General features: G+C 33.4%; 16 protein-coding genes. 3 read left to right on the forward strand and 13 right to left on the reverse strand.

Features of this window, described 5'->3' with window-relative positions; genetic code table 11:
* Positions 1–109: 109 nt before the first annotated feature.
* The 3 genes from OOL01_RS00970 to rpmF are packed head-to-tail and all read right to left on the reverse strand — an operon-like array spanning position 110 to position 2,287.
* On the reverse strand, positions 110–1,066 hold the full coding sequence (locus OOL01_RS00970) for a beta-ketoacyl-ACP synthase III (RefSeq protein WP_264377619.1): 957 nt from the start codon (positions 1,064–1,066) through the stop codon (positions 110–112).
* Positions 1,059–2,096, reverse strand: coding sequence for a phosphate acyltransferase PlsX (plsX, locus tag OOL01_RS00975; protein ID WP_264686907.1), 1,038 nt, complete (start codon positions 2,094–2,096; stop codon positions 1,059–1,061). The genes OOL01_RS00970 and plsX overlap by 8 nt, the downstream gene beginning before the upstream one ends.
* A gap of 8 nt (positions 2,097–2,104) precedes the next feature.
* Positions 2,105–2,287, reverse strand: coding sequence for a 50S ribosomal protein L32 (gene rpmF / locus OOL01_RS00980; protein ID WP_029237672.1), 183 nt, complete (start codon positions 2,285–2,287; stop codon positions 2,105–2,107).
* Between the two features lie 234 nt (positions 2,288–2,521).
* Between rpmF and OOL01_RS00985 the strand changes: the two genes are divergently transcribed.
* Together OOL01_RS00985 and OOL01_RS00990 are read left to right on the forward strand one after the other, a co-directional pair.
* Entirely contained in the window at positions 2,522–3,304 is a 783-nt protein-coding gene (locus OOL01_RS00985) for an MlaE family ABC transporter permease (RefSeq protein WP_029237671.1), read from the forward strand.
* Positions 3,297–3,998, forward strand: coding sequence for an ABC transporter ATP-binding protein (locus OOL01_RS00990; RefSeq protein WP_010405332.1), 702 nt, complete (start codon positions 3,297–3,299; stop codon positions 3,996–3,998). Before OOL01_RS00985 ends, OOL01_RS00990 begins: the two co-directional genes overlap by 8 nt.
* 259 nt (positions 3,999–4,257) lie before the next feature.
* Here the strand turns inward: OOL01_RS00990 and ffh are convergent, their stop codons facing one another.
* The 8 genes from ffh to rseP all read right to left on the reverse strand — a co-directional run bounded on the left by ffh (position 4,258) and on the right by rseP (position 15,575).
* Entirely contained in the window at positions 4,258–5,601 is a 1,344-nt protein-coding gene (gene ffh, locus OOL01_RS00995) for a signal recognition particle protein (RefSeq protein ID WP_264377620.1), read from the reverse strand.
* The gene (locus OOL01_RS01000; protein ID WP_064085475.1) at positions 5,586–7,145 is read right to left on the reverse strand and encodes a proton-conducting transporter transmembrane domain-containing protein; all 1,560 of its coding nucleotides are present in this window, start codon (positions 7,143–7,145) and stop codon (positions 5,586–5,588) included. Before OOL01_RS01000 ends, ffh begins: the two co-directional genes overlap by 16 nt.
* Positions 7,146–7,772: 627 nt before the next feature.
* On the reverse strand, positions 7,773–8,177 hold the full coding sequence (locus OOL01_RS01005; protein ID WP_264377622.1) for a hypothetical protein: 405 nt from the start codon (positions 8,175–8,177) through the stop codon (positions 7,773–7,775).
* A gap of 85 nt (positions 8,178–8,262) precedes the next feature.
* A complete protein-coding gene (locus tag OOL01_RS01010) occupies positions 8,263–11,076 on the reverse strand; it encodes an FAD-dependent oxidoreductase (protein ID WP_264686908.1) in 2,814 nt (937 codons plus the stop codon).
* Between the two features lie 45 nt (positions 11,077–11,121).
* On the reverse strand, positions 11,122–11,553 hold the full coding sequence (gene fabZ / locus OOL01_RS01015) for a 3-hydroxyacyl-ACP dehydratase FabZ (RefSeq protein WP_264375982.1): 432 nt from the start codon (positions 11,551–11,553) through the stop codon (positions 11,122–11,124).
* A gap of 4 nt (positions 11,554–11,557) precedes the next feature.
* A complete protein-coding gene (locus OOL01_RS01020) occupies positions 11,558–12,118 on the reverse strand; it encodes an OmpH family outer membrane protein (RefSeq protein ID WP_010404220.1) in 561 nt (186 codons plus the stop codon).
* Entirely contained in the window at positions 12,119–14,452 is a 2,334-nt protein-coding gene (gene bamA / locus OOL01_RS01025) for an outer membrane protein assembly factor BamA (RefSeq protein WP_264686909.1), read from the reverse strand.
* Between the two features lie 7 nt (positions 14,453–14,459).
* Positions 14,460–15,575 carry an RIP metalloprotease RseP gene (gene rseP, locus OOL01_RS01030; protein WP_264374540.1) on the reverse strand — a complete coding sequence of 372 codons (1,116 nt, stop codon included), beginning with the start codon at positions 15,573–15,575 and terminating at the stop codon, positions 14,460–14,462.
* A gap of 99 nt (positions 15,576–15,674) precedes the next feature.
* On the opposite strand from rseP, the gene OOL01_RS01035 reads away from it, so the two are divergent.
* On the forward strand, positions 15,675–15,941 hold the full coding sequence (locus OOL01_RS01035; protein ID WP_010404229.1) for a succinate dehydrogenase assembly factor 2: 267 nt from the start codon (positions 15,675–15,677) through the stop codon (positions 15,939–15,941).
* Here the strand turns inward: OOL01_RS01035 and OOL01_RS01040 are convergent.
* Positions 15,919–16,236 carry a cell division protein ZapA gene (locus OOL01_RS01040; protein ID WP_010404232.1) on the reverse strand — a complete coding sequence of 106 codons (318 nt, stop codon included), beginning with the start codon at positions 16,234–16,236 and terminating at the stop codon, positions 15,919–15,921. The two genes, OOL01_RS01035 and OOL01_RS01040, sit on opposite strands and share 23 nt — an antisense overlap.
* Before the next feature lie 43 nt (positions 16,237–16,279).
* Positions 16,280–16,558, reverse strand: a complete 279-nt coding sequence (locus OOL01_RS01045; RefSeq protein WP_010404234.1) for an HU family DNA-binding protein — start codon at positions 16,556–16,558, stop codon at positions 16,280–16,282.
* Positions 16,559–16,564: the final 6 nt, after the last annotated feature.

Genomic DNA, 16,564 nt, shown 5'->3' on the forward strand with positions numbered 1-16,564 from the left:
AAGTCAAGTATTTCTTGTGAATATAATGTTTGTGATAATATCTCAAAACTTTGTCAGTACAGCATGTAACGATAAAATTGAGAAAAAAGAAGCGTGGGTAATAGGAAGTCTAATAGCGCAGTAACACAGAACCCCAGGCTAAACCTGCACCTATTGAAATCAGCAATATCAGATTTCCTGACTTTATTTTTGATTCTTGTACTGCATAGTCTAAGGCTAGTGGAATTGACGCTGCTGAGGTGTTTGCATGCTTATCAACTGTATTAATTACTTTTTCTATAGGAAAATCTAATTTCTTTACTACTGCTTCAATAATGCGAATGTTTGCTTGATGGGGAATTAACCAGTCAATATCAGTAATCTTCAAACTATTGCATTTTAGAGTTTCCTCTACTGAGGCTGTTAATTTCTCTACTGCATGTTTAAACACTTCTCTTCCATTCATAAGTATCTTTCCAGAATCACGAGTAGAGGATATTCCTCCGTTTGTACATAATAAGTCCACATTGCCATCAGAGTGTAAGTTTGTTGATATAATGCTACTGCTACTCATTTCTGATTTCATTATCACTGCACCAGCACCATCACCAAAGAGTACACAAGTTGACCTATCTTCCCAATCAACAATCCTAGACATTATTTCAGCACCAATAACAAGCGCGTATTTAATTCTATCGTTAGACTTTATAAGTGAATCAGCAACTGTAACTGCATATATAAAACCAGAGCATGCTGCCTGTACATCAAAAGCAAATGCGTTTTTACACTTTAATTTACTTTGTATAATCGTTGCACAGCTAGGAAAAGTTTTGTCAGGTGTTGTTGTTGCAACTATGATCAAACCAATTTCATCTATTGAAATTTTCGCTTTTTCTATAGCATTTTTCGCTGCATTAACAGCTAAATCTGACGTTAGTTCTCCTTCATCTGCTATATGTCTTTGAACTATTCCTGTTCTTTGCCTTATCCATTCATCGTTTGTTTCAACTATCGATGCAATTTCGTTATTACTCAAAATTTTTTTTGGTAGGTAAGAACCAGTGCTCAATATGAAACTTTTATTCAATATGACTTACCCCGTTAATTATCTTCTGGTTTAAATTTTCACTGATTGCATTTACTGCAAATTTTATAGCGTGAGCAAAAGAAATAGCATCAGAATTTCCGTGGCTCTTTATAATGATACCATTTAGCCCTAAAAACATAGCTCCACTTCTAATTTTAGGATTAAAACGCTCTAATGCTTTATTTAGCTTGGGTTTCAACAATATGCCGACAAGCATTTTTGTCATCCATGAGTTAAATACTTCCTGTTTTATTAGACTGATAAAAGTACCAGCAGTTGCCTCAGCTGTCTTGAGCATTACATTACCAACAAAACCATCAGCAACAATTACGTCTATATTACCATCTAAAAATTCACTTGCCTCTATATATCCTTTGAAGTTAATACTTGGAGCATTTTTGAGTAACTCAAAAGCTCCTCTTACTGAGTCAGTACCTTTCACTTCTTCTGTACCAATGTTTAGCAAAGCGACTTCAGGATTTTCAACTTTTAATGCTATTTTTGCAAATATACTCCCCATTAATGCAAATTGAAATAATGAGTCAGTATTACAGTCAACATTTGCACCAAGATCAAGCAATGCAAAGCTTTTTGTCTTAGTTGGACAGACAGATGCAATAGCAGGACGATAGATATTGGGTAATATTCCTAAAATAAATCTGGAGATAGCCATCAATGCTCCAGTGTTGCCTGAAGACACCATTCCAAAAGCTTTACCTTTTTTCACTGCTTCAACAGCTGCCTTCATACTTGAATCTTTGCGATGTTTCAGTGCAAAAGAGGGTTTATCATTTGGAAGAACATTATCAGAGCAATGGGTAAATTCGGAGTTATCGATTACTTTTTTGTATTTTGAAAGCAAAGGAGATATTTCTTTCTGATCTCCATAAATATGAAAAAAAACTTCAACACCTGGATCAACAAGATTATCCAAGAAAAAACTAGCACCCTGAATTACGGAAAGAGGTGCAAAATCCCCTCCCATAGCATCAAGTGCGATAACTATGTTGTTGTTGACCGTGGGTAACATATCATGAGTTACTCCGCCTTTTGTTTAATGAAAACACGTTTTCCTTTGTAACTATTGTCAACTGCTATGTTGTGAGGCAACATGAATTCTCCAGTTGTTGCACATACCACAATATTCTTAGGCTTAATAGTATGATGAGAACGATGCATATTACGCCTTGACTTTGACTTTTTTCTCTTCGGAACTGCCAAAACTTACTCCAATTCAATTATATAACACAATTTATTAGTAGCATGTTTTTTACAAGAAGTAAATAGCGAAATAAGTAAGGTTTTCTTATACAATTCAGTCTTATAAACTTAAACTCAAGCATTTTGATCAAAGTATATTGAACTTAAGATATATCTTGACTATACTCTGCGATAGAGTTAATAAAAATTTTAATAAAATCAGTAAAACTAATTTTTAGCTAAGATAAATGCAAAGTGAGTTCCTTTGATGTAAACAGTGTTAGAATAATCGGTAGGTGCTTTATCAACTTTCTGTTGAGGCTTGGTAACGCATTTGTGTTTTTTATTCAATCTCTATACCACTGCTTTGTGCCACCGTATTATTTTAGCAATGTAGCAAAACAAATTATAGAGATAGGCTTTTTCTCTTTACCAATTGTTGGGCTCACTGGAGTTTTTATAGGAGCGGTGATAGTTTTACAAAGTAGCTTAAGTGGTCTATTGATTAATCAAGAACAAGTAGTACCTAAGCTTGTTACGATCACTATCATTAAAGAGTTAGGGCCAGTTTTGATTAGCTTAATAATGGTAGGAAAGGTTGGGTCCTCAATTGCAGCAGAAATTGGCACGATGCGCATCACTGAACAAATAGATGCACTTACAACTTTGGACATCAATCCTTTCAAATATTTAATTGCACCAAGAATTCTAGCGTCAGTTATAGTATTTCCAATACTTACAGTATGTGCAGATCTAATAGGAATATTTGGAGGGTATGTCACCGCAGTCTTTGAATTTAACCACAATTTAAATATATACATAAAATATACAGCTCAATTCTTTAATATAAACGATTTTGTTGTTGGGCTAATGAAAGCGACTGCTTTTGGGGCTATAATTTCTGTTTCAAGTTGTTATTACGGTTACCATTGTAGAGAAGGTGCACGAGGAGTAGGTGTTGCTACAACATCAACTGTTGTTTTTTCGTCCATATTGATCATTTTAGCAAACTACTTGATTACTTTGATACATGTATAGCCCCATAATATCAATATTGAACCTAAGCTTGTCTTTTGATGATAGAACGATATTAAACAACATAAGTTTTAATATATCGAAGGGGGAATCATTAGTCATACTTGGCGGCTCAGGAAGTGGTAAATCTGTATTAACAAAAATAATCATTGGATTGCTAAAACCAGACTCAGGGTCTATTAAAATAAATAGTGAAAGCAAAAATAAATTTGGAGTCTTATTTCAAAATTCTGCTTTATTTGACTACGTTACAGTGTGGGAAAATATATCTTTTAATTATAAAAAGCGCTTTAATATCAGCGAAAAGGAGGCAAAACAGCTAGCAATCGAGAAGTTAAATGATGTTGGACTGGAGGAAAGCATAGCAGATATGTTTCCAATCGAGCTATCAGGCGGAATGAAAAAAAGAGTAGCACTTGCAAGGGCGATTGCGCACAATCCAGAAATTATTGTATTGGATGAGCCAACTTCAGGATTGGACCCAATTATGTCAGATATGGTAAACGAGATAATAATAAAATTATCTAAAGACTTTAACCCTACAATTATCACGATTACACATGATATTCATAGTGCATTTAAAATAGCTGATAAAATAGCAGTATTATACGAAGGGAATATTATCTACCACGGAACTGTCCAAGAAATACAAAATACTAATAACGAATATATAAAAAAATTCATTCATTATATATAGCTATAGGTTTACAAACGATATTGTGAATGCTATATCTAGCCTAACTTGAGCTACTGACAATTGTCGTTCTGTTACTAGTGTAGTGCCACGGTGGTATGGTGTGTTAGCTATAAAACAACGCATTAAATATAGCTAAAGTAACTTATATCAATTTTTATTATTATGCCAATTCCAACTGCGGAAATTTATTGAATTTGTTACTTCACTACTCAACAGCAATTACAACTGATGATTTTATTTCATTCTACTACCTGCTGATTTATTTTCTGCTCAGCATATCCATTAAATCAGATTCTTTGAGTTTATTATGATCAACTTTACTGAATTTATTCACCATAGAGCTCATTTGATTATACTGCTTAATTAGAAGATTAACGTCAGTTACACTTGTTCCGGACCCCTTAGAAATTCTAAGTCTTCTTTTGCCATTTAAAATATCTGGATTTTGCCTTTCTTTTTCGGTCATTGAGTTTATGATGGCTATATATTTTTTCACTTTATTGTCGTCTGGCACACTGCTACTTAGCTTTTTTGTGAATGAACTAGGGATGAATTTCATTATGTTGCTAATGCCATCCATTTTACTCAGAGTTTTTAACATTCCCACTAGGTCGTTTAGGTCGAATTTACCCTTTTTTACTTTCTTTTGTAACTTATCAATTTCTTCCTGACCAACAATCTCAGCAGCTTTTTCAACCAATGATACAACATCACCCATGCTAAGTATCCTTTTTGCAATTCTATCGGGATAAAAATCATCGAGGTCACTTAATTTTTCACCACAAGCAATAAATTTAATTGGACAATCGGTGATCATTTTCATAGAAAGAGCAGCACCACCACGTGCATCACCATCAACACGGGTGAGAATAATGCCGGTTACACCTATTACCTCATTGAATGATTTGGCAATGTTGACCGCATCCTGGCCTATCATTGCGTCGGCTACTAAAATAACTTCTGCAGGTGAAGCTATTTCCTTTACGGCTTTCAACTCATTCATCATATTATTGTCAATATGAAGCCTGCCTGCGGTGTCTAGTATTAATACATCATAATTATCGTTCTTTGCTGCTGCCAGTGCCCTTTTTGTAATTGCAATAGGCTCCTCATTTATTACTATAGATAAAGTTTGTACGTCTATCTGTTTACCCAGCACCTCAAGTTGTTTCTGGGCAGCCGGCCTATAAATGTCTAAAGAGGCAAGCATCACTTTTTTCTTTTGCTTTTTTAGCTTTAAAGCAAGCTTTCCTGAGGTAGTTGTTTTACCTGCACCTTGTAAGCCCACCATCATAATCACAGCAGGGGGTTTAACTGCTAGATTTAAGTCACTTTTCTCTGATCCGAGAACTGCAACTAAATTATCCTGCACAATTTTAATTATCATTTGTGCTGGAGAAACACTTTTTATGACTTTTTCCCCAATCACTTTATCTTTAATGTCGTTGATGAATTTTTTTGCAACTTCAAGTGAAACGTCAGCTTCAATTAAAGCTATACGTATTTCACGCATGGCAAGATTAAAATCATTTTCAGAAATGATCGACTTTCCTCTCAGTTTACTAAATACAGAATTTAAACTTTCAGTTAACGATTTAAACATAATAGCATTAGTAGAATACTCATTAAAAAGAGAGAAGAAGCTGAAACAAAACTTACTGAGTTATAACTTATCACTTCTTTAAGTTTAGTAATATTATTAAAGTATAAATTAGTAAGTGAATTAGTCAAGTTTTGCAGTACGTTGGCAGACATTTCTCTCACTTTAAAGACCAATTGATTGAACAGCAAGACAATATAGGGTACGAAAGCTCTAAAAATCCAATCAATATCCATTTTAAAATTTATTCTTGGGTAAAATAACTTGCGTAAAGGAATAAACAATAAAGTGGTACATAATAACAAATTAAATTGCGACAAAATATTTTTTGTGTTGTACACAAAATCGAAAATCGAAGGGTTATTGTAAATAGGCAAGTAAGGGTTGCCAGCAATTATACATATGAATGCTAAAATAATCATTGTTATTCTACCTTCTTTCCCTTCTGAAGGTTTGGACTTGCTTTTAGCGATAAATATGTAATAGAAAAACTTGAGCCCCACGCTTAAATAAAGCAGTAAATTTAGAATCTTGTATAAATTTTTATACACTTCTAAATTAGCACCACTTGCTTCAATCTCGGCTGTAATGTATGATTTGCTAATAAATCCAACGGTTCCAGGAAATGCAGCCACTGTGAATATCGCAATTATAGCACACATGCCTTCGACTGACATCAATTTACCCACTCCATTAAAACTAATTGTTTTTGTCCGCGAAATAATCGCATTGCTAACCACAAACAATAATGATTGATAAACAAGAGAGAAAATTATGTGTAGCATCAAAATTGGTATTGCCTTTTCCGAAGGGCTGAGTAAACCTCCTGCAATAATCAGCAAGCCCATTTGTCCTACAACATTATAGCATAGAAATCTACGAATATTTTGCTCAAGAGAAGCAAATATAATGCTGTAAATTACAGTGATGGCGCCTACAAGTGCTAATATTTCAGTACAATCTTGCCATAGGGTGTAAGTGTGTAAAAGCATCACTAAAAAAGAGACTTTAGTGGTAAATAAAGAGAGATATGTAGTGCCATGTAGTGATGCAGCAGGATATGCATCAACAACCCAAAACGAAAAAGGAAAACAAGCGCAGTTTATCAATAAACCCAAAATTATCAGGTTAGTGCTTTGAAGTGCCAATCCTGCTGTCAATATAACTCCAACCAAAAAGTGTACACAAGCGTACCTTATTGCAGATCCACTATCTCTACAGCTAGCTGCGATAATAAAAAATGCACTGATGGTCATTAATTCAAAGAATATTATAACCAACATTATCTGCTTGGATAAAATTGCACAGAGTGAGCAGGTAGTATAAGCAAAAAAAGATAGCATCTCTGAAAAAGTCAAATTTTGTGTTGGTAGAACAGCTAAAAATGCAACTGATAAAAAAGATATTAGTACGATACGAAAAGATAAATCAAAATTTAGAACTGGATGAGAGCAATTCAGTGTAGTACCTAAATTTTCAGGTAATATTAGGACTATCACTATTAATGTAGTCAACAGAAATAGCAATAAAAATTTATAAAGTTGCACAATGATGTAAAACAGTATGGTTTATGCTACCTCAACATACAAATAAAATCAATTTGCATATTAACCACTAGTTAAGCTAATTACCATATAATTATATCAGGGTTTAGAAGGTTATAGAGAAACCGGTCAGATTAGGTTTTTAATCTAATCTGACCGATAGCTTTAATAGTGAGGTAAGCTTTAATATAGCACTCCTAATTCACAGTGCTACACTCGTGCATAATTTATTTTTAATTTGTGCACGAGCGTTAGTAAATTATTTACTTTTTGAAATAAAATTTGGCATCAATTCAATATCCAGAACTTCAGTAAGTCTGATAGTTGAGAGTGATTTACTTTCTTTGTTTTAAGTATCTGCATAAATCTAATGGAGCTGCCAGTTTTCAATGCACTCATTCGACTTTTATGCTCTTCGCAATATTTGATTCTATTAAAGAATTCTTTGCTAATCTAGTCTTTAACGCTTTTTTTAGATACCGCCGCGGTGTCTCAGCATAGATTCCACTAACACGTAGCGGAATCTTAAATTGTTTTAGCTATAGATCCCTGTATCAAGTACTGTAATGACGGCATTCGAGTAGCGGACACTGGAATCAAGAAAGCTCTTTAGTAGCTGTATAATGAAAATTAGATCATAAAATCCTCTGACAGCATATTCTGTGTTTTACCGTCATCCATAACTGTGTAATCAATATCATATTTATCGAATTCATTGCGCATCCTAGTGAAATGTCCTTTATCATGATCCAAAAGAACACTTACGTATTTAAAGCTATCATTAAAAAGATCATTATAAATTACTGGAGATTGAACTGTGTAGGATTTTGTACACTCATCTTGACCGTTATTATCTTTACAAAGGGACATTTTTCCTGTTTTGCCAGTATCATCTTTAGTAGAAATAAGAAATTTCATACCTACGTCTTCGTTTTTTGCTATAAACTCCTTACACTTTCTACTTTTTGCAGAACATGGTCCTATATCTATAGAGTAGCTTTCTTTTGGAAGTGTGAATCTTAACTTATGTGTCATAATACTACCTTAATAAAAATTATTATTATAGTATAGATTTATTAATAAATAATATACATTATGGTATAATTAGTACAAAATAGGTTTAACCAATCTCAGTAGGACTGCCAGTTGGACCCATAAGAATTATTTGTTCACCTTTTTTAAAACATTTACATAAATTAGTGGAACCGCCAGTTTCAAGCACAATAGTAGAAATAAATCCTTTTTTTTTGTCTACTTCAGTGCCGGTTACTGCTATACCTTCCATAGTGAGGTGAGTTTTTCTGCTATTGGTTTCAAAATTTTGCAACCTAAAGAATTGTCCAGGTTTAAAATTCTTTGCCGCAAGTGGTGCTTTGATCACTATTTCCACAACTTTGTCTGTTAAATATTGAACTTTTATAACCTTTGCAGTGAATTGCTCTTTGATTCTATTAAAGAATTCTTTGTTAGCTTGACGGAACAGCGTCACTCCAGCGCGTGACGCTGGCTGATTAGCTGTTTGGATCACTCCACTCAAAAGCTGAGAAATAATAGGGTAGCCGTTCTTAGCACTTGCCATAGCTTTCACGACGCTGCCGCTATACGAAGGGTGAAGATCACCAAAAAAGCTGATTGTTTTATTGCCTTGCTTATACACTAATATTCTATCTTTATTTTGCATTTTAGGAGAAAATATTGGGTCTATTTCTTTTCCTGATGAATTCAAATGAGTAAAATACCCATTACTTAATTTAAAATGCTTTTTATCTTCTGTTGCAATAACTGTATTTGGCTCAGTACCTGCTGCTATAAAAATAGAACGTGCTTTTATACATTTGATTTCGCCGGATTTTGTGTCTATCAGTTTTATTGACTCAGCATGGTTATATTTATCTGTCACAACTTCAACTGGCTCTAAGTTTTCAATAAAGTAAATCCCTTCTGATAATGCGTTTTGCACCTCTTCGCTATTTAATCGATAACTTGGCGAGTCTTTCAGCTCTTTTCTATATACAACTTTCACTCCCCCAAGACTCTGCATTAACTCTAATATTTTTATTTCTCTACTTTCTTTTTTTGCTAATTCTTGCTCTGCTTGGATCAACTTTGCGTGCGATATGAGCTCATTCGCAATTTCGTGCTCTTCTTCTGTCCAATCTTTTTCAACACAGTCCTTTCCATACTTATCAACTAATATCTCATAACGAAGTAGAAATTTGTCTACTTGAATTGGATAATACGCTAAAGCTTCAGTGGCAGTGTCAATCGCAGTAAGCCCAGCCCCTATTACAACTATCGGCATACGAACTTGCAGACTTGCTATAGAATCAAATTTAAGAGCGCCAGTCAGTTGTAACGACATAAGAAAGTCAGATGCCATACGCACTCCACGAGCTAGTATATTCTTTATTTTGATCATTCGTGGCTTGCCAGAGCCAAGTGCTAGGGCGATGTGATCAAAACCCGAGTTGAACGCGTCATCAACATTAATCGTGCCACCAAAACGAATACCTCCATAAAGTGCGAAATTCTCACGTCTTTCCAGCAAAAGTCTAATGATTTTTAGATAATTTTTGTTCCATCTAGAGGTTATGCCATACTCTGCTACTCCACCAAATCCACCAGCTGTGCGTTCACTTAGTTTTTCATGCTCGAAATCTTTAATTAGCTGAAAATTATCGATCAAAGGTTCAATCTTTAGTCCATCAATGGCGATAACGTTATGCCCATCGTTTAATAAATGATGAGCTAAATTAAAACCCGCAGGACCAAGCCCTACAACTAGGACGTTTTTTCCTGTGTTTCCTTTTGGCAATGGACGCTGAAAATTTAAAGGATTCCAACGGCTAAGCAGAGAATATATTTCAAATCCATACGGTAAAATGAGCACATCATCTAGAATCCTTGTTTCAATCATTGGCACATTTACAGGCTCTTGTTTCTGATATATGCATGAGTTCATGCAATCATTGCATATTCTGTTCCCAGTAGCTGCACATAAGGGGTTATCTATTACCACAATTGCAAGGCTTGCTATGCTGTACCCTTCGCTTTTCACCAGATTCATTTCTGATATTTTTTGTTCTAGTGGACAGCCGTGCAATTCAACTTTGAGTGGGGACTGTTTAAAGGTATTGTCGTTATTACTTAGCCCCTTTGAACAACTGTCCTTATTTTGCTTATGACAAAATATGCAGTAATGAGCATTATCCAATGCTTTATTCAAACTCACCTTTTCACTTGTCAGATCAAAACCATGTCGTCTTTTTGTTTTGCTTGAATACAATACCTCAACTTCGTCTACTTCTTTTTTGAAGAACGATACGAGATTTTCGTGATCAATTTTTCTGTGAATACTAAAAAGTATACTCTGTTTATTTTTCACTCTCCACGCTGCATATTGCGCTGCAAGTTCTATTTCTTCTTTGTGATCCTCTTTATTTTCCAACCAACGCATCACCTGCTCAGCAAAATTTTTTTCTGTTGTTGGTAGGGCAAGAAAGCGATTTAATTTGCTGGTAACATAATCAATATCTATATCTGCTATATCAGTGTACTTCTTTAATGCATAGCGTTGAACAAATAACCTTTTACACTTATATATTGCAGCAAAGTCGTTGTGCTTTTTCTTTAGCTCCTCTGCTTCTTTTCCAATATTAAAAAGTTTTGCAATAAATTCATCAAGTAAATATGAGAGGTCTATTATTAACTGACTATCTGTCATTTGAGAGGCCAACATTGGTTGTTCTATGGATCCCAGTGTCAAGCACTGGGATGACATCAAAGAAGAAGCTGCTTTTTCTCTTGCTTCAATTAATGAACAAAACAAGCTTTCATCGCACGATTTTATATAATCTAAAAACGTCTCATCTAATTTTATTAATCCACTACAAGTGTATAAGTTTGAAAATGAGATTTTGAAATTCAGTTGCATTGTTATACTATACAGTGTACATACTGTTTCTTAGAGATGAAGATTTTATTTGTCTTGCAGTCTTGCTAAGATTGTTGCTTCTGCAGCTTTTTCTTCCCCAACATATGCAACACACTCAAATTTGCGTGCACCCAAACACGCATTTTTTATATTGGATTGAAGAACCAACGTGTCCCCTGGAATAACTGGTCTTCTGAATTTTGCGTTTTCAATAGACATAAAGTAAACAACTTTATTTTCTATTGTTTCTTTACCGAGGACACATATAGCAGATGCCTGAGCTAAAGACTCAACTATCAAAACTCCTGGCATTATCGGATGGCCAGGAAAATGGCCAATAAAAAATGGCTCATTGAAAGTCACATTTTTGATTGCTTTTATGCTTTTACCATGGTCACATTCTATTACTCTATCTACTAAGAGAAACGGATAAGAATGTGGTAGTATTTTTATAATATCACTGATATTAAATTGCATAAGCCTACTCAATGCTTTGCAAAGCAAATTCAGGTATTTCCTTATTTACATTTTTTAATACCACATCTGATAAATCAACCTCATCCATAGAGTATAGAACTTGGTTCTTTTTTGAAATAAATAGTACTAAATCTACATTGTTTTTTTCTGCCGTTCTTTTAGCCACTTCTTTTATTTTGTTAAAGACACTTTCTACTGCTTCTCTATAGTTTTCTTCTAAATTTGACATTTTCTTAGCGTAATTATCCCTAACGCTTACAGTGTACTTACTAAATTGTTCCGTCTTTTCTTTTTTTGCTTCTTCTGACAAAAGGTCAAATTCTTCTTTCGATGGCTTAAATTTTTCTAACTCATTTTCAAATTCTTGCTGTAATCTAGAATTCTGCTCCTTTATTTGTTGTTGTATATTTTGCAGAGCCAGAGATTCGTTGATAACTTTGTCACTATCAATAATGGCAGCCTTTGTATTAATCGCGCTCTGAGGTTGATACCCTACAAACTTATACCCTACAAATAAGGAAACAATTAAGGCAATGACTGATGTAAATAACTGTATATATTTCATTCAAATCCCCGCTTCAATAGAAATTTTAACGTTTGGTGATGGTATTATATCATAAGTTTCCTTTACTAAAGGAAACCCAAAATCTAATCTAAGTCTACCAAAAGGAGAGGGCATTGAAAAGCCAAAACCTGGTGATACTCTTATAAGCTTACTATCGTAATATTTTCCACTATATATCTCCTTTTCATCTAAACCAAAAAGTGTTGCGTAGTCAACAAATAGTGAGCCTTTGATACCAGCATAGTCGTATAATTTAGATAGTGGAAAATCTACTTGCTGTGTTAAATTAAAATAAGTTTTGCCTCCCAATGAGCTTTTATTTTTGTCTTCTGCTCTTGGTCCAATGCCGGAAAGGTCAAATCCTCTAATTTCATTACCACCTTTAAAAAAGTGCTGGCCAATATTTAGCTCTTTATCGGTATAAGAGAAAATATGACCTGCTGCTATTTTAAAGCGCAATGTTATATCATCATCAATTTTGCTTAGTATAGGGCGTGTATAAAAAGACAAAAACTCAGATTTTAGGAAATTTACATTTCCTCCCAATCCTGAAATATCCTGATTTAAGCGCAATAAATATCCCTCTTTAGGAGTATAGAGGTTATCCAGTTTATTGTATGATAACGTATATCCCACTGATGAAACCTGATACTCACCTTCTTGATCTCTTATTATCTCAGAGATATCCTCATCTTTTCCACTCTTATTGTCCATATGTATATGGTTATATTTATAAGAATAGCGAATAGAGTTGGTTAGATTTTCTAAAATTTTATAAGATAATTTTACTGTTCCTCCCCAGTCACAAGTATCAAAAGTGGTGTTTGGCTTATCTTGTTTTTCATAAAATATACCTACGCCTAATGACGTATCAGAATCGTTAAAATTATTTTCAACAGCGTCTATACTAGTAGAAAGAACATATTGACTTTTTTCAAGAGCAAAAGATACCTCTTTACCACTACCAAATAAATTACGATCTGTGAAATCGGTTTTAACAAATACTCCACCAGGAAGAGACATGCCACCTGTTAAAGATAACGAGGCAGTTCTTTTTTCTTTGACATTTAAATCAAGATTTACTGCATTTTCATCCACTATATAACTATTTATTTTTACTGTTTCAAAAAAATCGCTATATATAAGTTTTCTACGTGATTTTTGAATCTCAGATGTGTTATATGCGTCGCCTTCTGCCATGCTAAGTTTTCTTCTAATTACTTTATCTAAAGTGCGGTCATTGCCATCAATAGTAATTTGGTTTATATAAATCTTTTTACCTGGTAGCACTTTGTAAGTTACATCCACAATATTGTTATGTTGTGTATATTCTGGATTAACTTTTGCAAATATATATCCTTTTTCGTTTAAATGTTTACTTATTTTTTCTGCTGTATTGTTAATTTTAACTCTATTAAATATTTGATTATTTTCCTCTTTGATAAATTCTAATATTTCTTCCCTTAAACTTAAATCCTTAATCTCAGTTTCAATATCAACTTCATTATTTCCAAATAAGTATTGCTGCTTTTCATCAATCAAAAAAGTTAACTCTATTTGGTTGTTATTATCAACCTCAACAATTGGTTGGATATTATTTTGAATATATCCCTTAGATGAATAGAAGCGATCAAGCAGTTCTGTGTTAATCAGTAGATATTGAGGTGAATAATGAGTTCCGCTTTTAAAAATGGCTCTAAATAACTTACTAAATATATCATTGCTATGCCTTTTGATAACTTGCTCTAGCTCATTTGCTGAAAAGTTTTTATTACCTATGAATCGTAAACCCTTAATTTTAGACGTTCTTCCTTCTTTTATCTTAAAAATTAGGTTTATCCTATTGCTACCAAGCTTATCTAGCTCATATGCAATTTTAACACCAATTTTACCACTGTTCCTATAAAGAGTAGCTAGATTTATTAAATCGTTTTGTAATTTTGTTTCAGTGAAAATAGTTAGTGATTTTGACTGGATAACGTTATTTAGCAACTCTTTACTGTTAAATAACTTATTGCCTTTCAATATTACTTTGTTAATCAATGGATTCTCATGAATTTTTACTACTAAGTTTTTTTCATCATCGATATAGGCGTTAATACTAGCAAATAACTTTGTTTTGTATAAATCTTTTATAACTGAATCTACATCATCATCATTTATATGACTACCTGGTTCTAATTTTGTATAAAACCTTATTGTTTGATCACTTACTCGCTCATTGCCAATATACTTAATATTTTTTATCTGTACTTTTTCTTTATTTTCTAGAGCAACAAGTAGAGTGGGAAAAGAAATAAGTATTATTATTAGTATGTGAAATAACTTTTTCATATGTATCTTAAAAAAGATGCCTAATATCATTTGTGATTGCAACTGCCATCAACAAAAACAGTATGGTAGCACCAAAAGTGACTGCATATTTTTGATATTTCAAACTCAAATCTCTACGTATAACTGCTTCTATAATATAATGAAATAAATGCCCACCATCTAGTAGTGGTATTGGCAGCAAGTTAATTGCAGCTAAATTAGCTGAAATAATTGCCATAAAATATAGAACCATCATAAGTCCCTTTTTAGCTGATTGCCCTGAATATTTTGCAATTTTTATTGGCCCACCTATTTCATTTATACTCCTTTTACCAACAACAATTTGAAAGAGTGCTTTGATTGTTAAACACATAGTGTGGTAGGTTTCATTCACTGATAGGCTAGCAGCTCCAAGAAAAGATGACTGTTTTAACCCTATCATATTAATTGAGGTAATTCCTATAGTTTTTCTTTCTATTATGTTACCAAAGACATCTCTATCCTCAACTGTAAACGGAGTTAGAATAGTTCTGTACTCTTCGTTATTTCTGCTATACTTAATTTCTATTCTTGTTTCAGGATTGGACATTATCACGCGTGAAATATCTTCAAAGTATTTTATTTTGTACTCATTGATCTGTGTAATAGTGTCACCTGGTAATAGGCCAGCTTGCTTTGCTGCACTTTCTTCAATTACATTACCAATTACTGGTGGAGTACGATAATAACCTGCCACGCTGAAAAATATTGTGAAAGCTATAACGGTAAATATCATGTTTGCAAAAGGCCCTGCAAAAACTATTGCTGCTTTTTGATATCGAGGTTTTGTATGGAATGAGTATAATTTTTCTTCTTCAGTTAATTTTTGTTGATCAACAGGAACGCTTGCTGCATTAGTATCCCCTAACATTTTAACGTAGCCACCCAATGGAAAGGCACTTAATTTCCATCTAGTTCCAGACTTGTCGTTAAAACCAAAAATTTCAGGACCAAAGCCTATAGAAAAAGATTCAACTTTAACCTTGCATGCTTTAGCGACAATATAATGCCCATATTCATGCACAAATACTATGATAGAAATTATTAAAGAAAACGATAAAAAATAATATATTCCAGCGCTAAGTTGATGAGAAATTAATTCCACCTATGTTTTAAATCTTAATCAAACGTTGAGTATATTAAAATGCGCCTTGCTTGACAAGTATTTAGTTTAGTCTTTAAATTAAAAAAAAGTTTAATGACAATGATAGATATCTCCTTATTAAGAAGAAAACTGATGTATAGGAGTTGGCATAGGGGTTGTAAAGAAACTGATATACTTTTAGGGCATTTTGCATTGAAATATCTTGATAAATTTTCCTTAAGTGAACTAATTGAATACGAAAAAATAGTTGATCTTGATGATTGCGAATTATATTGTTACATCACTCGTAAGAAACTTCTCCCCCCTGATTTGAGTAGTGAGGTAGTCGATTTGATTGCTTGCTTTAATCACTTATGCACCCAATAATCTTGTTTACCCTATCTAATACTTCAGCATATTCTACTCTTTTTTCCTCCCTATACTTTTTGCATTCTTGATTTATTTCGTCTAATCGCTTTGTTAATTCTAAAATTTTGTCTTCGAGAGTCAATGCTGCAAGTAAGAAATTTAATGCATCTGAGCCCTTACCTCCAGTTCTTTGAGATATGGAGCTAACTAGCTTGTTGAAGCTATTAGCAAGTTGTAATAAATGGTCCTTCTTTTTACTTTCGCAAGATATTTTATATGTGTTATTATGTATAACTATTTCTACTACTTGCATATGATGCTATATTGTACAACTTTCAAAATTACAATATAGATTTTTATTCATTTATCAAGAGGGATAACTTTTTACTGCTACGAAAATAAGTTTTAAAGTATTGATGTTTTGCAACCTTCTGTGACGTCAAATTACTTGCTTCTTTCAAGTTATAGCTTCTAATTGAAAAAGAACCAAACCCCCTGATTTCAACTCTATTATGATATTTCAACGTGTTTGAAAACACTCGAAAGAAACTATCAACTATGTCTGCTATAATGACCTTATCTAACAAAAGGTGTTTTTTTGCCACTTTTGCTATTATATCAGATTTCGTTGCCATTTATAT

Source organism: Wolbachia endosymbiont (group B) of Rhopobota naevana, from assembly GCF_947250615.1.
Lineage (GTDB): Bacteria > Pseudomonadota > Alphaproteobacteria > Rickettsiales > Anaplasmataceae > Wolbachia.